The sequence below is a fragment of the Microbulbifer variabilis genome (genome assembly GCF_052468405.1).
The window spans coordinates 4,015,001-4,033,615 of record NZ_CP174343.1; the positions used below are offsets into that span (position 1 = coordinate 4,015,001).

The following is an 18,615-nucleotide window of genomic DNA, read 5'->3' on the forward strand; positions in this document are numbered from 1 at the left end:
TCGCCTGGCTATCTCTGTTACACAGCGATTCTGCGCAATGCGATATACAAACGTCTTAAGGCTGGCATCCCCCCGGAATGCGGGCAGAGCTCGCCATAACCCCAGCCAGATCTCCTGTAGTAGATCATCATGCTCAGCCCTGGAATGTACATAACTATGTACCACCCGAGAAATACCTTCAGCATATTCCTCTATTGCTTGTTGAAATAATTGATCCCGCGATTCCACCGGCTACTCCATCATCTATGTAAGATACTGTACCGGCGGCATCAAAAACCTTACAAAATGTTTTCAATATTTTTTGGGCTTACCTCTATCACTATTTCCGGAATAATGGATAGGGCTATTAGCTACTCTATTGCGCTACACTGGCACAACATTGCCACCAGCAACTAGGGTGCGCCTATGGCGAAATCTATTAACAAAGACCAGAAACTCGATAACCAGCTCTGCTTTAGCCTCTATTCAGCATCTCTTGCGATGGGCAAGATGTATAAACCCCTGCTTGAAAAACTGGGGATTACCTATCCGCAATACTTATTGATGCTGGTTCTTTGGGAAGGAGATCAAATCACCGCTACGGAACTGAGTCAGCGCCTTGGGCAGGACAAGGGTGCCCTAACTCCAGTAATCAAGCGCCTGGAGAACCTCAAACTTATCAGCCGTCACCGCGACCCTGGGGATGAACGCAGGGTATTTATTGAGCTGACAACCAGCGGCAAGTCTATGCAAAAAGAGGCCGAGTCGATCCCAGAGAAGGTCTTACTGGCTTGCGGCCTTACCCGCCAATCTGCCAAGGTGCTTAGAGAGCAGATTGAAGTATTGCGCCAAAGCCTAAACCCATAAACCCCTTCGGCCCGTCAGGGGCCCCTTACTTCGTCTACCTTAGCAGTACCTATTGCCCTGATAGGCAAAAGTAATTATCGCAATAATAGTTATCGCAATAACATTTATTTGTGCCTCAGGTATGCCACTCACGGCCCCAAGGGCACTACCCCCGATTTTTATGACAAATTCATGAGGAGACGATTATGCAAACCCTATATAAAGCCGTAGCTACTGCCAACGGAGGCCGTGAAGGCCAAGCCAAATCTTCCGATGGCCACCTGAGCGTAAAACTGTCCATGCCGAAGGAATTAGGCGGCTCTGGCGGCGAAGGGACCAACCCGGAGCAACTGTTTGCAGCCGGCTACTCAGCCTGCTTTATTGGTGCGATCAAATTCGTTGCCGGCAAGCAAAAGGTAAACGTATCCGATGAGACTACTGTGCGTGCGGAAGTTGGTATCGGCCCACAAGGCAATGGATTTGGCCTGGATATTGACCTCTATATCAATATTCCCGGGCTCGATCAGGCTACAGCTGAAAAAATTGCAAACACAGCTCACGAAGAAGTTTGCCCTTACTCCAATGCAACCCGCGGCAACGTCGATGTGCGCCTGCATATATCTGTTTGACAAGTTGCAGTAGCGAACTCTTCAGAAGGTGTTAGTAATGACAAAGCTTAGTATTGCAAAGCTTGCGGTCCCTCTTCTCTTTACTATTGGTGGTATCTCAGCTTTCGCCGCCATTTCTCCTGGTGTGGAGCAAAATACGCAGAAATTCCTTAATGCACTGGCCCAAGGTGGTGGCAAGCCCATTGAGCAAATGTCTCCAAGAGATGCCCGCGCTGTTCTTGTAGGTGCACAGCAGGGCGCAACACTCCCACCGGCAGATGTCTCTCATAGAATTATTCATGTGAATGGTGAGAAAATTCGCTTAACCGTGGTTAAACCCAAAAACATCAAGGGCGAGCTACCTGTGTTTATGTATTTCCATGGTGGCGGATGGGTTCTGGGTGATTACCCCACGCATGAACGCCTGATTCGTGATCTGGTAAACCGATCAGGCGCTGCAGCAGTTTATGTTGATTACTCGCCCTCCCCGGAAGCAAAATATCCAACTGCTATTCATCAAGCTTATGCGGCGACTCAGTGGGTAGCAGATCATGGCAAGGAAATCGGAGTTGATGGATCACGTCTTGCGGTAGCTGGCAATAGCGTAGGTGGTAATATGGCAGCCGTCGTTTCCTTAATGGCTAAAAACAAGGGAACTCCGAAGCTCCGATTCCAGCTATTGTTATGGCCAGTTACGGATGCGAACTTTAATAATCAGTCTTACGAGGCGTTCGCTACAGATCACTTCCTGACTAAAAATATGATGGAGTGGTTCTGGGATAGCTACACGACTGACCCGAAGCAACGCGCTGAAATTTATGCATCGCCCCTGCGTGCCAGCATTCAGCAGTTACGCGGGTTACCACCCGCAATGGTTCAAACTGCAGAAATGGATGTACTTCGGGATGAAGGAGAGGCCTATGCCCGAAAGCTGAATGAAGCAGGCGTAACTGTCACTGCTGTCCGCTACAATGGCATGATTCACGACTACGGTCTGTTGAATGTGTTGAGTGATATCCCTGCAGTACAGGATTCTTTGGATCAGGCCGGTGCTCAATTAAGGGACCATCTAAAATAAGGCCGGAACAGATAAAAGTAGCCTCCCAAAGAGGCTACTTTTTATGATCTTAAGATGATATACGCGCTAAAGCTTCTATTTCGACCAAAGTATCCGGTGACGCCAATGATGCAACACCGATCCCAGTGATCGCCGGACGGGCTGTGCCCAAATATTTTGTCAGTATCGGTACAATCTTAGGCATATGCTCACTGAGCTCCCCTCTGATATAAACACGCAGCTGCAGCAGATTATTCACTGACGAATCTCCCTCAGTTAACACCGCTAATAGATTTTCAAATGCACTTTCTGCTTGGGCTTCAATATCTTTATTAACCACTTCATAGTCGGTATTCCAATCCACCTGACCGGAGATAAATATAAGGCCACTGATAACGTCCACTTTACCTTGAGACAGGCCAAAGAGCGCACCATCATATAGTGATTCAGGATTGATATTTAAAATATTCATAAATAAAACTCTGTAACCCGAAAAAAGTACAGAGCAATACTATGACTATGGACTTATCAAATCTATTGAGCCAGGCTTGTTACGGATACAAGCAATCTACTATTGGTTAGCTCAAATAATTAACGGCTTTTTCCAGAACCCAACTGATCAGTGGGTCACTTTCAGCAGAGGGGTGAAACGCTGCGACGATTTCATAACCAGGAGGATATTTATCAAGGGGTATTTCATATAGTCCTTCACAAGGTAATAGGCGTGAAGGTATAAAACCCACCATATTGGTCTTCTTCAGATATTCCTTTGTTATAAAAAATGAAGGTGTAGAAATTGCAACATTTCTTTTTAAACCTTGCTTTTCAAGCCATCCATCAGCAGAACCGAGAAAACTGCCCACTCCAGGTGATGTGACGACAAAGTCGTAGTCCATTAGTTTTCTTATAGGTAGATAGTTTTCAAAGCTAATTTCCCTATTTGAAGATATACATAGGTATCTTTCTGTAGCCAGAGGTCGGGCAATCAATCCACTCGGAACGTACCCTTCAGAGGTGAAGGCAAGGTCAATCTCCCCCTGATGCATTTTTTGAGTAAGTGTCGTACTTTCAATATTTTTAATGATTACTTTTATTTTAGGCGCATACTCTCTGAGATCAGCAACTAACTCGCCAGTGACAAGAGTTTGTGCATAATCCGTTGCAGATATAACCAGCGTTCTTTCTGATTTGGTGAAGTCGATTGAGTCCGGCGCCGGCATCTCATTAAGCAATATTAGAATTTCACAGATTTTTGGTTCAATCAACTTTGCATAGCTGGTTGGTACCATGCCGTGCCCCGAGCGCACGAACAGAGCATCGCCGAGTATTGTTCGAATTTTCTTTAACTGTAGGCTCACAGCCTGCTGTGAAATATCTAAATTTTCGGCAACCAGGGATAAGTTTCTATACTTAAACAACGTATCCAGTAATTTGAGGTGCGAGATTTCCAGACTCTTAATCATATAAACGGTTCTAGGCACATCCTAGTTGGAATAAATTGTTAGGAGTTTATGAAAAATTCCAGCTCTGTCTTATAAATTCAATTTCTACTTTAAGAGCACCTGTAGGCAAATTGTAACTATCCAGTGAGCTCTCTCATTACGGCAGGCCCTAGCACCTTAGAGCAGCCATGCGGTTAACAATTTGAAATCCTAGCCGGGCGGCAGTGCGAGCAGCATGATCTTCAATATCGAAATAAGGATTAAACTCAGCCATATCAGCAAGGCAAACTTTCTTGGAATCGATCACGGTATCAAGTAACACTTCCAACAAATCAAGTGACACCCCCCGGCCAGAGGGGGCACTTACAGCAGGCATCACTGCAGCAGGCAGAACATCCAGACACACAGTGAGATAGACAAAATCTACTCTATCGGTAAACGCGCGAATTTGCCCCTTTACCTTATCCAGATTCCAGCTACTGATTTCCCGATCGCGGATTACCTCAGCACCCAGCTCACCTGCCCGGTTATACAGCGCTGGTGTATTGGCGTTATCAGCCGCACCGACACACAGATAATTAAAAGGGCGACCATTGATCTGGCACTGTTCAGCAATCTGGTAAAACGGCGTACCCGATGACCCCTTTGGCGAGGGGATACGCAGGTCCAGATGCGCATCAAAATTAATAACCCCCAGGGTTTTGTCCCGCTGTTGTTCACGCATCCAGCGGGCGATACCTTGATAGCTGCCAAAAGCAATCTCATGACCACCACCCAAAACTAACGGGAAATGACCATTACCTAATAACTCATTTATCCGCGCCCCCAGTAGTGCCTGACCAGACTCCAAGTCCTCACGCTCAACACGAACATTGCCTGCATCATAGAGAGGCAATTCAAAAGTGGCAGGCAGGTTAGCCATTGCCAGGCGCAGGATACGTGGGCCTTTGGCGGCACCGATACGCCCTTTATTACGGCGAACACCCTCATCGGAGGCAAAACCGAGAATGGCGATCCCAGGAGGATTATCCAGCTGTAATGGTGTAACCCGTTGATGCCAACGCTCACCGGCGCGACCATCTTCGCTATCAGTGCGACCACTCCACAGGTGCATATCAGCCAGCTGTAACATCTCTACCTCCGAGAAAAATTTGCGCGGGCTTCAGCGCACCCACTTCATAAGCCAGCAGGTCTGGGGTATCCATCGGCCACAAAACCATATCAGCGCGTAGCCCCGGACGCAGCACGCCGCGAGAGCAACAAAGTCCCAACGCTCGCGCCGCTGATCGGGTCACACCGGCAAGTGCTTCGGCAGGAGTTAGACCAAATAAGTTACAACCCATATTCATCATCAAACGCAAAGAGGCGATCGGACAGCTGCCGGGGTTGAGGTCAGTGGACAGAGCCATGCACACTCCCGCCCCACGCAACTTTTCAACTGGTGGGACCTGGGTCTCATGCAGGGTATAAAAAGCACCTGGTAACAATACCGCCACGGTACCGCTTTCAGCCATAGCCAGTGCATCGGCATCGCTGATGTATTCAATATGATCCACGGATAATGCGCCAGCCTTGGCAGCCATAGCCGTTGCGCCGGTACGAGCCAACTGTTCAGCATGTACCTTTACAGGTAAATCGAGTTTCTTTGCAGCATCAATTACCCGCTGGCATTGGTCCACGGAGAAACCGATAGTCTCGCAAAACATATCTACAGCATCTGCCAGCTGCTCTCGCGCCACCGCTGGTAGTATCTGCTCACAAATCAGGTCAATATATTCATCAGGGCGACCATCGTATTCCGGTGGCAGGGCATGAGCTGCCAGGCAGCTGGTCACTATATTTACCGGATTATGTTGGGCCAGGCGGCGGGCGGTTCGCAGTTGCTTTAGCTCGGTATCCAGGTCGAGGCCATAACCGGATTTGATTTCTACCGTAGTAACCCCTTCGGACATCAATGCATGAAGGCGCGGTTCAGATAGTCGATATAACTGCTCGGCACTGGCTGCACGGGTGGCGCGCACTGTAGAAATAATGCCACCACCGGAGCGGGCCACTTCTTCATAGCTCTCTCCCCCCAGGCGGCGGGCAAACTCCCCGGCCCGATGACCGCCATAAACAAGGTGGGTATGGCAGTCGATTAGCCCTGGGGTCAACCACTGGCCCTCACCATCAATAACCTCGTCCGGGGTGCAGTCAGGTAATTCCCGGCGTGGTCCCAACCAGACAATCTTGCCGCCGGTTACCGCTACAGCAGCATCCTCCACAGCACCGTATGCACCCACTATCGAGGGGTCCATGGTGGCGGCATTCACATTCGTAATCAGTAGGTCACAGCGTTCTGTCATAAGCTTCTAGCGGCGCGCTTTTCCTTCTTAAACCATAGATGCCCGGCTGAGCTGCCAGGCAAAACCGAAGCACTCAGGATACAGACCATAGCCCCGGCTTGACAGTCATCATTTTGGCCACCATAGTAGCCAGAAACACCTATTGTATATACAACCATATACAAGCATTCATTACACTGTACCTGAGTCTATGAATACTGCAAGCGAGCCACGCTACGCGATGATTAAGCGCCATATCCGCCAACAAATTGAAATTGGCGCTTGGCCCGTCCACTTCCAGGTGCCCTCGGAGAACCAGCTGGCGCAAGAGTTTGGTGTCAGTCGTATGACAGCCAGGCGCGCCCTGAGCGAACTGACCGACGAAAGGGTACTGATGCGCTCCCAAGGGCTTGGCACTTTTGTTGCTGAGCCGGTGCCTGCCAGTTCCCTATTAGAAGTGCGCAATATTGCCGATGAGATTTCGGCACGCGGACACAGCTACAGCAACCGCATTTTGCTGGCACAGCAGTGTATGGCCAGCGCTGAAGTGGCGCGCGCCCTGGAAGTGCCCGAACAGGCCAAAGTTTTTCACTCCATTATTGTGCACTGTGATAACAGCCTGCCCATTCAATGGGAGGAGCGCTTCACCAATCCTGCATTAGCCCCGGAATACCTGCAGCAGGATTTCGCCCACACTACGCCCAACGCCTATCTTTCCAGGGTTGCACCTTTAACCGAGGCGGATACCACTGTTGAAGCGATCGCCGCAGAAGCATCCATTGCCTACGCATTGGAAATAGCTACCGGCGATGCATGCCTGCAGGTATGGAGACGCACCAAGAGCAGCGCCGGCACCGTGAGCTTTGCGCGCTTAGTACACCCGGGCAATCGCTACCGTCTGGGTGCACAACTGAGATTCTAGACACTGCTTTATCAAAAAAATCGCCGACTGGCCAAATAGCCAGCAATAAGGGCGCATGAAATTTAACTAATTCATTTTGCGAGGAATCCATGTCCACCGATAAACGTCACGACCCAAGTCGTAAAATCCGCGCTCCTCACGGCACCAAGCTCAATGCTAAAAGCTGGCTTACCGAAGCTCCCCTGCGCATGTTAATGAACAATCTGGATGCAGAAGTTGCAGAGCGCCCGGAAGATCTGGTGGTTTATGGTGGTATCGGCCGCGCAGCACGCGACTGGGAGTGCTACGACAAGATTGTCGAAGTGCTAACGCGCCTGGAAGGTGATGAGACCCTGCTGGTACAGTCTGGCAAGCCAGTAGGTGTATTTAAAACCCATGCCGATGCGCCGCGAGTATTAATTGCCAACTCCAACCTGGTTCCCCACTGGGCCAACTGGGAACACTTCAACGAGCTGGATAAAAAAGGCCTGGCCATGTATGGCCAGATGACCGCCGGCTCCTGGATCTATATCGGCTCCCAAGGCATCGTACAGGGAACCTATGAAACCTTTGCAGCAGTGGCACGCAAACATTTTAACGGAGAAGCAAAAGGCAAATGGATTCTCACCGGCGGCCTCGGCGGCATGGGTGGCGCCCAGCCCCTGGCAGCCACTATGGCAGGCTTCTGCATGATCGCGGTGGAGTGCGATGAAACCCGTATCGATTTCCGTTTGCGCACTGGCTATGTAGACAGGAAAGCCACCAGTCTCGACGAAGCGCTGCAAATGATTGAAGAGGCCATGGAAAGAGGCGAAGCCATTTCGGTTGGCCTGCTGGGCAACGCAGCCGATATTTTCCCGGAAATTGTGCAGCGCAATATTCTGCCAGATTCAGTTACCGACCAAACTTCCGCACACGACCCTTTAAATGGTTACCTGCCTAAAGGCTGGACCATGGAATACGCTGCAGAAATGCGGAAAAAAGACGAGGCCGCGGTGGTAAAAGCGGCCAAGCAATCCATGGCTATCCAGGTGGAAGCCATGCTGGAGCTGCAAAAGCGCGGCGCCGCCACCCTCGACTACGGCAACAATATTCGCCAGATGGCCCTCGAAGAGGGTGTGGAAAATGCCTTCGACTTCCCCGGATTTGTACCCGCCTATATTCGCCCGCTGTTCTGTGAAGGTGTAGGCCCTTTCCGCTGGGCGGCCCTGTCCGGCAACCCGGAAGATATCTACAAGACCGATGCCAAAGTTAAAGAGTTGATCCCCGACAATCCGCAGCTGCATAACTGGCTTGATATGGCCCGTGAGCGCATTCATTTCCAGGGACTGCCCGCACGTATCTGTTGGGTTGGCCTGAAAGATCGTGCGCGCTTGGCTCTGGCATTTAACGAAATGGTCGCCAATGGCGAATTGGAAGCACCAGTGGTTATCGGCCGCGATCACCTAGACAGCGGCTCAGTGGCCAGCCCTAATCGCGAGACAGAGGCCATGATGGATGGCTCCGATGCTGTCTCCGACTGGCCGTTGCTAAACGCCCTATTGAATACCGCCTCCGGTGCCACCTGGGTATCCCTGCACCACGGTGGTGGTGTCGGCATGGGCTTCTCCCAACATTCAGGTGTGGTGATTGTCTGTGACGGCACCGAAGCTGCGCGCAAGCGTATCGAGCGTGTTCTCTGGAATGACCCTGCCACCGGCGTAATGCGCCACGCTGATGCCGGCTATGAAGTCGCGAAAAAATGTGCAAAAGAACAGGGCCTCGACCTGCCCATGCTGAAGGACTGATTTTTTACCGCAATAAAAATACTGCCGGTAGAAATCTCTTACGGCTCGAATAATTTTTTCGGGCTGGACTACCGGCGCCAGTGCAGTAAATATTTTTTGGTGAATTAATTTATGTATCAATTGGAAATCGATCCCGGCCAGTTAAGCCTTGCGCAACTGCGCCGCGTAGCTCGCGAGTCGGTGCAGCTGTCCCTGGCAAAAAGTGCCTACCCCGCTATCGAAGCTTCTGCCCACACCGTTGCCCAGGTAATTACCGAAGGCCGCACGGTATACGGTATCAATACCGGTTTTGGCCTACTCGCCAACACTCGCATTGAAAAGCACGACCTGGAAAACCTACAACGCGCTATTGTACTGAGCCATGCCGCCGGCACCGGCAACTTTATGAGCGAAGCTACCGTACGCTTGCTGATGGTACTGAAAATCAACTCCCTGGCCCGCGGTTTTTCCGGCGTGCGCCCTCAGGTTATTGAAGCACTGATACAACTGGTTAATGCAGGCGTTTACCCTGCAATTCCCGAAAAGGGCTCTGTAGGTGCTTCAGGTGACTTGGCACCGCTGGCCCATATGAGTGTGGTACTGCTGGGCGAAGGTGAAGTATTTATTAAAGGCGTACGCAAGCATGCCCATGAGGGCCTGAAAGCCGCAGGCCTGGAGCCTATCACCCTGGCTCCCAAAGAGGGCCTCGCCCTGCTAAACGGTACCCAGGCTTCCACCGCCTTTGCTCTGCTCGGCCTGTTCGCCAGCGAGGATTTATTCGCCGGCGCACTGGTTACCGGTGCCATGACACTGGAAGCCGCCAAGGGCTCACGCCGTCCCTTCGACGACCGTATCCACAACGCCCGTGGCCAACAGGCACAGCGGGATGTCGCCGCCGTTTACCGCGACCTGCTCGGTGAAAATAGCCAGATCGGTGATTCACATCAGTTTTGCGAGAAAGTACAAGATCCCTATTCCTTGCGCTGCCAGCCCCAGGTAATGGGCGCCTGTCTGCAACAAATGCGCTTTGCCGCTGAAGTGCTGCTGGCCGAAGCAAATGGTGTTTCCGACAACCCACTGGTATTTACCGACGAGAAAAACCCGGATAACTCTGACATTATTTCCGGCGGTAATTTTCACGCGGAACCAGTGGCCATGGTCGCCGATAACCTGGCGTTGGCACTGGCAGAAATCGGCTCGCTATCCGAACGCCGTATGGCCCTGCTGATCGACAGCAACCTGTCCGGCCTGCCCCCGTTCCTGGTGGAAAATGGCGGAGTAAACTCTGGCTTTATGATCGCCCAGGTTACTTCTGCCGCATTGGCCAGTGAAAATAAATCCATGGCACATCCTGCCAGCGTGGACTCCCTGCCCACTTCCGCAAACCAGGAAGACCACGTTTCCATGGCGACTTTTGCCGGCCGCCGCCTGCGGGAAATGGCCGACAATACCTGTGGTATTTTGGCTGTGGAATTACTCGCAGCTTGCCAGGGGTTGGATTTTCGCGCTCCATTAAAGTCCACAGAAAAACTGGAATCGGCGAAGACAAAACTGCGCGAGCGAGTGCCTTTCTATGATAAAGACCGTTACTTTGCTCCGGATATTGAAGATGCTAAACAGCTACTAAGCAGCGGCGCTTACCTCGATGCTGTAAGCCCGTTAGTACTGCCGAGCGCCAAATAATTTGATTTAGCTCCCGCAACCAGCAAGGCTGGCAGGAGCCTTTCTCACAAAATATCGGCGATATTCCATCCCGGTATTTTGTGAATATTTAGTGGTTTTACCCCCCTCCCCACCTTACCGTTTTTGCTCCAGACAACCGCCTCTCAGAAGTGGGACTTTCCATTCGTCTCATCTCATTACCAATTTGCCCGCCAATCCCCTACTAGAACATTTTTTTTACTTCATGATGATTTTTGCGACAAAAGTGCTAGGCTGATTATTAGACGTTTTACCCGCCAAAAGGCGTGGAGGTCTTGATGAAATCGCTGTCCAGAAGGCTGCTCTGTGGCTCTGGCTTTGCACTGGCAATCGCAGCGGGAGCTTCCCTCTCTGCTTGCAGTGGTTCCGGCTACCCATGTGGGAGTTACGATTGTTCAGCCAGTTATTACGGATACAGCCCTTATTACAGTAAGACCTATTACAACCTGCGTGGTCGCTATGCCCACTGCCACCCCGATGGCACTTGTCACAACGTGCAGCATTGTAATTTCTACTGGGACGGCAATTTCTACCGCCTGAGACCACCGGCAGTAGTGAACAGAGGCTTTCAGGTGCTTGATCCTCCCGACCCACGCTTCCGCGCCAGGCCCTACTAATCCCGAAATTTAGTGTTCGCCAGATTGGCACACACAAGGGGCTTGCCCCCTGTGGGCACGGCCTCTCCGGGGGGAAATTCCACTTACCGGAGAAAGCACTATGAATAGAGCTGTGAAGTCGGTGATTATCGCCGCCACGGTATGTGTGGGCCTCACCTTAGGGGCCTGTACAACCGGAGGTTATGGTGGCTATTACAGTGGGGGGGGAATCGCCTATACCTCCTCTTACGTATACCCTTACGCCACCCCCAACTACTACCCTTCAAGTAATATTTATGTCTCCTACCGAACGCCGGTTTACCAGTACTACCGGGCAACACCGCGCTACGGCTACTACTATGGCGGAGCCTACTCCTATTACCGCTCCCCCGCGCTCCGCGGAAATCCTCGCTATCGTGCGAGGTACTACTATCGTGGGCTGCCTTACTACAACCGCTTCTACTCTCCCAGACCATCCTACCTGCGTGTTCGCGCCTACCATGGCGGATATCGCGGCCACCGAGTGTATCGTAGCCATCGCGGGTATAGAGGACATCGCGGTTACAGAGGGCATCGCGGGTATCATCGCGTTCGTGGAGGGCATTACCGCGGGAGACGCTAATCATCCGCTGTTATAAAAATTTTTACCCCATCGGGATTTTTCCAAGTCCCGGTGGGGCACTTAAAAAGCGGGACAGACATTGGTCTTTAAAGTGAACACAACCCTGAAATCTGGGCCTCAAAAAACCAATGCTCTAGAAATTGAAAGTTTCGACAAGCTATCTTCACCTCATCACTTGCGATAAGTGTCGCCACAATTTACAAAATGTCGCTTATTTCCTCACTTTGACATTTATTCCCTCTAATCTGAGAAAAGACACATCACAAGCTTGTGCAACTCATTGCAAGTCAAGAGGTAACTGCGGTGCAGAAATTACTACTGCTTCTGCTTACCGTGGCCCTGGCAACAGGAGTTGCCGGTTGTTCGACAACCGCGCCCAAGGGAAGCCCCAAGTCATTGTCCTTGAACGGGCAAAAATTTCACTGTGTAGAGCAGGAATTGGAAACTAAAACCCTGGTGCGTTGTAGCCGCTCCGGCTAAAAATAGATTTAAATACTCCGATTTTTATTTAAATTTGAAATTTACAGTTGAGTAAGATGAGCTTTACTCAACGCGAACAACCCGCAGGGTATCTGTGTGACCACCAATATCCTGTTGATAGCCTCGCGAAACCAAAACAAAATCTCCTGGCATTAACAGCTTCCTCTGCTTCAGGTGGCCTATTGCCTTTTGGTCCCTGGAGGGTCCATCCATGCCCGCAACTGCCATCAATACCGGATCGACGCCCCGGTAAAGCGCCACACGGTTACAGATACGGCGGTGTCGACAAAAGGCATAAATGGGGATTACCGAACGGACCCGTGACATCAGTAGAGCAGTATTTCCGGTTTCGGTCTGGCAGATAATCGCCTTGATATCCCTGCAATGATTCGCAATGGTAATAGCAGCCACAGCAATACAAGCATCACCAGCCGGATAATTACCACGTAAAATATCTGAGGGCCTCTGGGTAGCACGGTGTTTTTCCGCCCCAATAATCACCTCAGCCATATGCCGCACTGTCTCCACCGGGTAACGACCGCTGGCAGTTTCCGCCGAGAGCATTACCGCATCAGTACCATCCAGGACAGCATTGGCAACATCACACACTTCGGCCCTTGTCGGCACTGGGTTGGAAATCATCGACTCCATCATTTGAGTAGCGGTGATTACTGTGCGATTCAGGTAGCGCGCAAATTTAATCAGGTGTTTTTGTACCCCCATTAACTCCGCATCGCCAATCTCTACCGCCAAGTCACCGCGTGCCACCATTATTGCGTCGCTTGCCAGGATTAATTTTTCCAAATGCGCATCACTGGAAACCGCTTCAGCACGCTCTATTTTGGCGATGATTTGGGAAGTGCCGCCAGCCTGTTGCAGGAGTTCCCGCGCCCGGTGAATATCCTGAGCCTCACGGGGAAAGGAAACAGCCAGGTAATCCAGTTGCAACTCCGCGGCTACCTGAATATCCCGCAGGTCTTTTTCAGTCAAGGCCGGGGCTGTGAGTCCTCCACCTTGTTTATTAATCCCTTTGCGATCCGAAAGCCAGCCCCCTGACTCCACTTCGGTAATAACTTCAGTACCTTCGATTTTTTTTACTCGCAAACTGAGGCGACCATCGTCCAATAAGAGACAATCGCCGAGGACACAATCCTGTGCTAACTGGGGATAATCCACCGATACCCCATTGGCATCGCCACCCGCATCCGCTCGGTTGGGGTCGAGGACAAATTCCGAACCGCTCTCCAGTAAAACTCGACCATCGCCAAATTTGCCCACCCGAATTTTAGGTCCCTGCAAATCACCGAGAATCGCAACATGACACCCCTGCCGCGCCGCCTCAGCACGAACCTGTTCGGCCCGGCGGCGGTGATCTGCGGAAACACCATGGGAAAAATTGAGGCGTACCATATTGACTCCCTCCTCAATCAACTGGCAGAGGGTATCGCTCTGGTCACTCGCGGGACCGAGTGTGGCGACAATTTTCGTGCGTCTGATCATGTCTGTATTTATCCGCAAATCCCTACCCCCATCTCAGTGGAAGCATAGCTTGTCACTCCTGTCGACTCCCTATCGCAGGCAATTACTAGGCTTATATATGAGGCAGATTCCGGCTGGATATATTGGACAAAGCGGGAAAACGAAAATCGGAATAAGGGAGTTATTCGCCAATGAGCAGGTTGGTGCAAATTTGGCTACTGGGAGCCCTGCTGGTAATTGGCGGATGCCTGGCAACCGGTTCGGAGGAAGCAAGAGTCATACAAAATGCGGGGAACCCGCAGAGTGTATGCGGTAAAAAGTGGCAGTTGGTGCGCCTGCGAGTTAACGGGGCCGCTATCCCGGTACAAAAACCGGAAAACTTCACATTCCTGTGCAACCCCGATGGCAATGTAATGGGCCGCAGCGGCATCAATACCTATCGTGGGGAATTACAAATTACGGCCAACGGCCAGATGTTGTGGGACACCTCCAGCTTTGTATCTACCAAAATGGGCGGTCCACCCCAGCTGCTGCAACAGGAACATACTTACCTGCGGGCGCTCTCCGGCACCCGCCAAGCTTTTACCAAATCCCGGGGAAAACGCCTGATCCTGCGCGATGCTTCCGGTGATATATATATTGAATATGTCCGTGCAGGACCTTGAACGCCACCACAGACCGCTGGTAGTTTTTACGATTAAATGTCGCAATACTTACGAGAACGACATCATGCCGCGAGATCACTTACGCTTGCAGCTTATGATTCCAAGCCTGCTCGCCCTGCTTCTTTCCGGGTGTATGTCCTTTGACGCCCCCAGTGAACCCCAGCCTCTCCGACATTCAGCCTGGTCTGCCTGTAATCACGAGTGGGTTCTGTCCAGTCTGAAAGATGGCGAACATACCTATGAGTACCTACTCATATGGCGGAAATTTTGGCGCGAAAGACCTTTTTTCACCTGTGACCGCTTTGGTTTTGTACGCGGAAGCGGCGGTGTAAACCCCTACCTGGGACGCTTTTCCCTGGAGAGCAACGGTGCTCTGTCCTGGTCAACAGTCCCGGCCATCTCACGTAAAGGCCGGGCCCATCCCAGTGATGAGCTGGAGGCCGACTACCTGAAGGCACTGCGCAAAGCCCGACTCCTCGAAGTCGTTGGGGACAAATTGATTATGAGTAGTCGCGACAGCAATACCCGGCTCGAATTTAATCGGGTTGATGAAATCATGCGCTAAGATCACTCTACACAAAGGTTACAAGCATAAAAAAGGCGACCCAAAGAGTCGCCAATATTACAATCAAGAAGAATCAAAAAGATGAGTCAGATGCGCATTCGCTTAAGAAAGCCTCTATGCCGCGCATCATACTTTCAAAAAGTGACAAAAACATGACCACTGCGCACCTACAAACGGCGACGCTGGTGCCTCTCCAGGTTTTCCTGCCGCTTGCGCTCACTCTTGCGTAGTAACAAATAGGTCGCACCCATACCACCATGTTGCTTCTGCGCACTGTGGAAAGCTAGAACCTCATCCAGTTGCGGCAACCAGTGATTAATACAGCTTTTCAAAAGCGCCGGCTGCTTACGTCCCTCCCCTTTTCCATGAGTGATCAGGGCACAGCGTACGTCCGCCTCCACGCAATCCCGCACAAATTCCACGACGATACTACGCGCCATCTCCACAGAGTGGCGATGCAAATCCAGGCGAGCATCCACTGTGTACTTACCCAGACGCAAATTGCGGAATACCCCGTTTTGCACCCCATCCCGCTTAAACTCAATAGGGTCCCAGGGTGCCACCAGCTCAACATACTCGCCGGAGAGGGGATTCATTTCGCGCTCAGTCTTGCGAGTGGCCGCAGCGCGGCGCTCACGCAGGATTTGCTCAGGTGTTTCACCTTCCTTGCGCAATGTCACCCGGCGCTCCTGCACCAGTGGTTTAACCCCCCCCAGTTCACCGAGGGCGTCTTTAAATAACTTGCTGTCGCTGCTCACGAAATACCCCCTGCCAGCGTCAGTCTAGAAATAAATCCTTAGTTAATTCCCCCGCATTGGACGGGTTGTGAGCATAGTCGGTGAAGTCCTTTACACCGCGCTCCACCAGAAGCTCTTCATCGATTAACTGGCGTCCAGTAAGAGTACCTTTCTCAGTCGCCAGTATTTCGTAAGCAGCATCCGCCATGATCGCCGGTTTGCGGCTCTGTTCAAACATCTCGCGGTTGCCCACCGCAAATTCGATTGCCGCAGTAGCCACCAACGTACGCGGCCATAAAGTATTCACGCTAACTCCCGCCTCACGCAGCTCTTCAGCCAACCCCAAACTCAAGATGGTCATACCGAATTTGGAAAGGGCATAGGGGGCAAAGGGCCCCAACCACTTGGGCTGTAAATTCAGCGGGGGGCACAAGCTGAGAATATGGGCGTTGTCAGACTTCTTAAGGTAGGGGATTGCCAAGTGAGCCGTCAGATACACTGCGCGACTGTTGATGTTCTGCATCAGGTCGTAGCGCTTGGGCGGGGTGGACTCTACATTGGTCAGGTTGATCGCGCCGGCATTATTGATCACCGCGTCGATACCCCCAAACCTGTCTGCAGCCTGAGCCATCGCGTCCTGAACCCGCTGCTCATCACGCACATCCACCTGCAGGGCCAAGGCCTTGCCACCAGAGCCCTCAACCTCCTGGGCGACCGAGAAGATGGTGCCGGGCAGCTTTGGATGTGGTTCTGCCGACTTGGCAGCAATCACAATGTTTGCGCCGTCCGCTGCGCACTTCAGCGCTATAGCACGACCAATACCTCGGCTGGCGCCGGTGATAAAAATGGTCTTGTCCTTAAGTGCCCCTGTATTCTCTGTCAGGGTTACAAACTCTTCACTCATATTCCTCAGCCTCCGGGGCAATAACTGCCGGACTGTAAATTTCCTTGAAGATCGCCGGCATACGTTTCGGCCTACCACTGGACAGCTCGATGCACACCATCCGCCACTGGGCCCGCAATACCAGTGCCCCATCGGCGGCGCGAAAGACTTGAAAGCGGCGGGTCATATTCAGGCGCCCATCCACTTCTGTCAGCCAGGTGCCAAATACCAGTTCATCCCCCTCTCTCGCCGCCAGTATATAGTCATACTCTCCGTGGCGAATGGCCATTCCCCGGTCGAGATCCTGGTAATTCGTGACATCTAATCCCAATTCAGCACTGTGAGCCCAGGCTGTAGCTTCACACCAGTGCACATATTCCGCATTGTTGGCATGGCGCAGGCCATCTACATGGTGTGTACCTACGGTCACTCTGCGCGTAAAGGGTGTCGGTAAATCCCACTGCATAAGCAACTCCCAGCAATTCTTTAGGTTCTTATGGGAAGAGAAATTCCATCACTCGCCCAGAGGGCAAGTTACAGGTATAAAAAAAGGCCCCCTCAGGGACCTTTTTGACAAGTGACGTGTGATTATGCGTCAGCTTGTGCACCTTCGGCCTGCTTCTGGGCCTGATCCAGCGCCTGGGCGAACAGCGCATCAAAGTTAACCGGCGGCAGCATCAGGGCCGGGAAAGAACCTTTAACTACAGCGTTGTCGATCACTTCGCGGGCGTAGGGGAACAGGATTTGCGGGCAGGCAGTATTCAGTGCCTGGGCCAGCTGCTGACCTTCCAGGCCTTTAATGCCAAACAGGCCGGCTTGTTTTACTTCCACCAGGAAGGCGGTGTCTTCTTCCAGCTTCACAGTGATAGTCAGAGTGAGCGCAACCTCATACAGGTCTTCATCAACCTTGGCGGTCTTGGTGTTCAGCTCCTGGTTAACCTGGGGCTTCCACTGTTTCTTGAAAACCTCGACACCCATGGGAGTCTCGAAGGAGAGGTCCTTCAGGTAGATACGCTGCATCGCGAATTGTACTTGTGGAGCCTCTGCGTTTGCCGCGCCGTTTAATTCTTCAGCCATGTTACAGCCTGTTCTTTATAAAGTTTATTGATGCCTTCCGTGAGAAAGACTCCCTGTATGAGTCTTCAGATTGGGGCCTGAAAATACCGTTTCAAGGCCCGGTACGGATAAATAGCAAAAACCTGCCGCCGCATGTGGCCCACGGCGACAACCTTTTTCAACCAGTGGATTTCAGTAACTTATCCAACTTGCCAGCGCGCTCCTGCGCCATCAAATCGTCGCAACCTCCCACATGAACATCGCCAACCCAAATCTGCGGCACTGAGCGGCGCCCCGCTTTAGCCGCCATCTGCGCACGCAGTTCCGGTTTATTATCCACCGCGATCTCGCGATAGCTCACGCCCTTGCTGTCGAGTAGTTGCTTGGCACGAATACAGTAGGGACAGAAACGGGTGGTGTAGATGACTACATCCTGCATAACAAAACTCCGCCAAATGCTATCAAAACAAGCTACCGATCTAACTCTTTCCCTTGACCAATGGCAGGTTCTGGTTGCTCCACTCACTCATGCCACCCTGCAGGCGGCGCACCTGGAAGCCTTTTTGTTTCAACATACGCCCTACAGGCCCTGCGTGCTGACCCATTTTGTCCGCGACAATAATGACCTTATCTTTAAAAGGCTCCAGCTCAGCAATGCGCTCAGCCACGTCCCCGTGGGGGATTTGCAGGGCATCGACGATATGCCCGTCAGTGAATTCACTGCGATCGCGCACATCCAGCACCTTGGCCCCATCGCTGTTAATCAGCCGGGTAACTTCATGCATGGATACCGGTACACCGGCCTTATAGCGCTCGCTCAGAACCAGCGCATAGAGCAATGCCACGAGCAGGCCAACCAGCAGCCATTGCTCACTCAAAAAGACGAAAAAATCCACTCCGCCCCCAAA

Annotated in this window: 23 protein-coding genes (1 of these 23 running past the window's edge); 11 read left to right on the forward strand and 12 right to left on the reverse strand. The window is 51.8% G+C overall.

Translation table 11 applies throughout. The features are described 5' to 3' along the window. A protein-coding gene (locus ACJJJB_RS18160) for an RNA polymerase sigma factor (RefSeq protein ID WP_445365274.1) crosses the window boundary here: on the reverse strand, window positions 1–228 show its 5' end (the start). Its footprint begins 276 nt before the window's first position; only the first 228 of its 504 coding nucleotides appear in the window; it begins with the start codon at window positions 226–228; the stop codon falls past the left edge of the window. A 177-nt stretch (window positions 229–405) separates the two neighbouring features. Here ACJJJB_RS18160 and ACJJJB_RS18165 point away from each other — a divergent pair, with 177 nt between their 5' ends. The 3 genes from ACJJJB_RS18165 to ACJJJB_RS18175 all read left to right on the forward strand — a co-directional run bounded on the left by ACJJJB_RS18165 (window position 406) and on the right by ACJJJB_RS18175 (window position 2,511). Beyond that, on the forward strand, window positions 406–846 hold the full coding sequence (locus ACJJJB_RS18165) for a MarR family winged helix-turn-helix transcriptional regulator (RefSeq protein WP_282952151.1): 441 nt from the start codon (window positions 406–408) through the stop codon (window positions 844–846). 185 nt (window positions 847–1,031) lie between these two features. After that, window positions 1,032–1,454 carry an organic hydroperoxide resistance protein gene (locus ACJJJB_RS18170; protein WP_020414097.1) on the forward strand — a complete coding sequence of 141 codons (423 nt, stop codon included), beginning with the start codon at window positions 1,032–1,034 and terminating at the stop codon, window positions 1,452–1,454. Between the two features lie 37 nt (window positions 1,455–1,491). Beyond that, the gene (locus ACJJJB_RS18175; protein WP_020414096.1) at window positions 1,492–2,511 is read left to right on the forward strand and encodes an alpha/beta hydrolase; all 1,020 of its coding nucleotides are present in this window, start codon (window positions 1,492–1,494) and stop codon (window positions 2,509–2,511) included. Between the two features lie 49 nt (window positions 2,512–2,560). Here ACJJJB_RS18175 and ACJJJB_RS18180 read toward each other — a convergent pair whose 3' ends face one another. The 4 genes from ACJJJB_RS18180 to hutI form a co-directional block, all read right to left on the reverse strand. Next, on the reverse strand, window positions 2,561–2,962 hold the full coding sequence (locus ACJJJB_RS18180) for a RidA family protein (RefSeq protein WP_445365275.1): 402 nt from the start codon (window positions 2,960–2,962) through the stop codon (window positions 2,561–2,563). A 106-nt stretch (window positions 2,963–3,068) separates the two neighbouring features. Then, entirely contained in the window at window positions 3,069–3,953 is an 885-nt protein-coding gene (locus tag ACJJJB_RS18185) for a LysR family transcriptional regulator (protein ID WP_444945977.1), read from the reverse strand. Window positions 3,954–4,101: 148 nt separating this feature from the next. Next, window positions 4,102–5,064, reverse strand: a complete 963-nt coding sequence (gene hutG / locus ACJJJB_RS18190; protein ID WP_020414093.1) for a formimidoylglutamase — start codon at window positions 5,062–5,064, stop codon at window positions 4,102–4,104. Continuing rightward, complete coding sequence (gene hutI, locus ACJJJB_RS18195) at window positions 5,048–6,277, reverse strand: imidazolonepropionase (protein WP_444945976.1); 1,230 nt, start codon at window positions 6,275–6,277, stop codon at window positions 5,048–5,050. Before hutI ends, hutG begins: the two co-directional genes overlap by 17 nt. 190 nt (window positions 6,278–6,467) lie before the next feature. Here hutI and hutC point away from each other — a divergent pair, with 190 nt between their 5' ends. From hutC to ACJJJB_RS18225, 6 genes are all read left to right on the forward strand, one after another. After that, window positions 6,468–7,178 (forward strand): histidine utilization transcriptional repressor HutC, encoded by a 711-nt coding sequence (gene hutC / locus ACJJJB_RS18200; RefSeq protein ID WP_026305168.1) that lies wholly within the window; start codon window positions 6,468–6,470, stop codon window positions 7,176–7,178. A gap of 89 nt (window positions 7,179–7,267) precedes the next feature. Next, the gene (gene hutU, locus ACJJJB_RS18205) at window positions 7,268–8,944 is read left to right on the forward strand and encodes a urocanate hydratase (RefSeq protein ID WP_444945975.1); all 1,677 of its coding nucleotides are present in this window, start codon (window positions 7,268–7,270) and stop codon (window positions 8,942–8,944) included. 111 nt (window positions 8,945–9,055) lie between these two features. After that, a complete protein-coding gene (hutH, locus tag ACJJJB_RS18210) occupies window positions 9,056–10,606 on the forward strand; it encodes a histidine ammonia-lyase (protein WP_020414088.1) in 1,551 nt (516 codons plus the stop codon). Between the two features lie 296 nt (window positions 10,607–10,902). Continuing rightward, on the forward strand, window positions 10,903–11,241 hold the full coding sequence (locus ACJJJB_RS18215) for a hypothetical protein (protein WP_020414087.1): 339 nt from the start codon (window positions 10,903–10,905) through the stop codon (window positions 11,239–11,241). 100 nt (window positions 11,242–11,341) lie between these two features. Further along, window positions 11,342–11,842: a hypothetical protein gene (locus ACJJJB_RS18220; protein WP_353375918.1), complete on the forward strand. Its 501-nt coding sequence runs from the start codon at window positions 11,342–11,344 to the stop codon at window positions 11,840–11,842. 303 nt (window positions 11,843–12,145) lie between these two features. Further along, complete coding sequence (locus ACJJJB_RS18225; protein WP_020414085.1) at window positions 12,146–12,322, forward strand: hypothetical protein; 177 nt, start codon at window positions 12,146–12,148, stop codon at window positions 12,320–12,322. 63 nt (window positions 12,323–12,385) lie between these two features. Here ACJJJB_RS18225 and pyk read toward each other — a convergent pair whose 3' ends face one another. Then, on the reverse strand, window positions 12,386–13,822 hold the full coding sequence (gene pyk, locus ACJJJB_RS18230; protein WP_445365276.1) for a pyruvate kinase: 1,437 nt from the start codon (window positions 13,820–13,822) through the stop codon (window positions 12,386–12,388). A gap of 170 nt (window positions 13,823–13,992) precedes the next feature. Here pyk and ACJJJB_RS18235 point away from each other — a divergent pair, with 170 nt between their 5' ends. Next, window positions 13,993–14,466: an META domain-containing protein gene (locus ACJJJB_RS18235; protein WP_020414083.1), complete on the forward strand. Its 474-nt coding sequence runs from the start codon at window positions 13,993–13,995 to the stop codon at window positions 14,464–14,466. After that, on the forward strand, window positions 14,453–15,031 hold the full coding sequence (locus ACJJJB_RS18240) for an META domain-containing protein (RefSeq protein WP_026305167.1): 579 nt from the start codon (window positions 14,453–14,455) through the stop codon (window positions 15,029–15,031). Before ACJJJB_RS18235 ends, ACJJJB_RS18240 begins: the two co-directional genes overlap by 14 nt. A 167-nt stretch (window positions 15,032–15,198) precedes the next feature. Here ACJJJB_RS18240 and smrA read toward each other — a convergent pair whose 3' ends face one another. The 6 genes from smrA to ACJJJB_RS18270 all read right to left on the reverse strand — a co-directional run bounded on the left by smrA (window position 15,199) and on the right by ACJJJB_RS18270 (window position 18,603). Next, entirely contained in the window at window positions 15,199–15,789 is a 591-nt protein-coding gene (smrA, locus tag ACJJJB_RS18245; protein WP_020414081.1) for a DNA endonuclease SmrA, read from the reverse strand. A 19-nt stretch (window positions 15,790–15,808) separates the two neighbouring features. Further along, window positions 15,809–16,672: an SDR family oxidoreductase gene (locus ACJJJB_RS18250; protein ID WP_020414080.1), complete on the reverse strand. Its 864-nt coding sequence runs from the start codon at window positions 16,670–16,672 to the stop codon at window positions 15,809–15,811. Next, window positions 16,665–17,117, reverse strand: a complete 453-nt coding sequence (locus tag ACJJJB_RS18255) for an acyl-CoA thioesterase (RefSeq protein ID WP_020414079.1) — start codon at window positions 17,115–17,117, stop codon at window positions 16,665–16,667. Before ACJJJB_RS18255 ends, ACJJJB_RS18250 begins: the two co-directional genes overlap by 8 nt. 122 nt (window positions 17,118–17,239) lie before the next feature. Then, complete coding sequence (gene secB, locus ACJJJB_RS18260; RefSeq protein ID WP_020414078.1) at window positions 17,240–17,728, reverse strand: protein-export chaperone SecB; 489 nt, start codon at window positions 17,726–17,728, stop codon at window positions 17,240–17,242. A gap of 157 nt (window positions 17,729–17,885) precedes the next feature. Beyond that, on the reverse strand, window positions 17,886–18,146 hold the full coding sequence (gene grxC, locus ACJJJB_RS18265) for a glutaredoxin 3 (protein WP_020414077.1): 261 nt from the start codon (window positions 18,144–18,146) through the stop codon (window positions 17,886–17,888). 40 nt (window positions 18,147–18,186) lie between these two features. Continuing rightward, window positions 18,187–18,603, reverse strand: coding sequence for a rhodanese-like domain-containing protein (locus ACJJJB_RS18270; protein WP_445365277.1), 417 nt, complete (start codon window positions 18,601–18,603; stop codon window positions 18,187–18,189). Window positions 18,604–18,615 lie beyond the last annotated feature (12 nt).

Excerpts from the sequence above, each read along its gene's own strand:
- ACJJJB_RS18165 (WP_282952151.1), top strand. The coding sequence starts at position 406 with ATGGCGAAATCTATTAACAAAGACCAGAAACTCGATAACCAGCTCTGC.
- ACJJJB_RS18170 (WP_020414097.1), top strand. The coding sequence starts at position 1,032 with ATGCAAACCCTATATAAAGCCGTAGCTACTGCCAACGGAGGCCGTGAA.
- ACJJJB_RS18175 (WP_020414096.1), top strand. The coding sequence starts at position 1,492 with ATGACAAAGCTTAGTATTGCAAAGCTTGCGGTCCCTCTTCTCTTTACT.
- ACJJJB_RS18180 (WP_445365275.1), bottom strand. The coding sequence starts at position 2,962 with ATGAATATTTTAAATATCAATCCTGAATCACTATATGATGGTGCGCTC.
- ACJJJB_RS18185 (WP_444945977.1), bottom strand. The coding sequence starts at position 3,953 with ATGATTAAGAGTCTGGAAATCTCGCACCTCAAATTACTGGATACGTTG.
- hutG (WP_020414093.1), bottom strand. The coding sequence starts at position 5,064 with ATGTTACAGCTGGCTGATATGCACCTGTGGAGTGGTCGCACTGATAGC.
- hutI (WP_444945976.1), bottom strand. The coding sequence starts at position 6,277 with ATGACAGAACGCTGTGACCTACTGATTACGAATGTGAATGCCGCCACC.
- hutC (WP_026305168.1), top strand. The coding sequence starts at position 6,468 with ATGAATACTGCAAGCGAGCCACGCTACGCGATGATTAAGCGCCATATC.
- hutU (WP_444945975.1), top strand. The coding sequence starts at position 7,268 with ATGTCCACCGATAAACGTCACGACCCAAGTCGTAAAATCCGCGCTCCT.
- hutH (WP_020414088.1), top strand. The coding sequence starts at position 9,056 with ATGTATCAATTGGAAATCGATCCCGGCCAGTTAAGCCTTGCGCAACTG.
- ACJJJB_RS18215 (WP_020414087.1), top strand. The coding sequence starts at position 10,903 with ATGAAATCGCTGTCCAGAAGGCTGCTCTGTGGCTCTGGCTTTGCACTG.
- ACJJJB_RS18220 (WP_353375918.1), top strand. The coding sequence starts at position 11,342 with ATGAATAGAGCTGTGAAGTCGGTGATTATCGCCGCCACGGTATGTGTG.
- pyk (WP_445365276.1), bottom strand. The coding sequence starts at position 13,822 with ATGATCAGACGCACGAAAATTGTCGCCACACTCGGTCCCGCGAGTGAC.
- ACJJJB_RS18235 (WP_020414083.1), top strand. The coding sequence starts at position 13,993 with ATGAGCAGGTTGGTGCAAATTTGGCTACTGGGAGCCCTGCTGGTAATT.
- ACJJJB_RS18250 (WP_020414080.1), bottom strand. The coding sequence starts at position 16,672 with ATGAGTGAAGAGTTTGTAACCCTGACAGAGAATACAGGGGCACTTAAG.
- ACJJJB_RS18255 (WP_020414079.1), bottom strand. The coding sequence starts at position 17,117 with ATGCAGTGGGATTTACCGACACCCTTTACGCGCAGAGTGACCGTAGGT.
- secB (WP_020414078.1), bottom strand. The coding sequence starts at position 17,728 with ATGGCTGAAGAATTAAACGGCGCGGCAAACGCAGAGGCTCCACAAGTA.
- grxC (WP_020414077.1), bottom strand. The coding sequence starts at position 18,146 with ATGCAGGATGTAGTCATCTACACCACCCGTTTCTGTCCCTACTGTATT.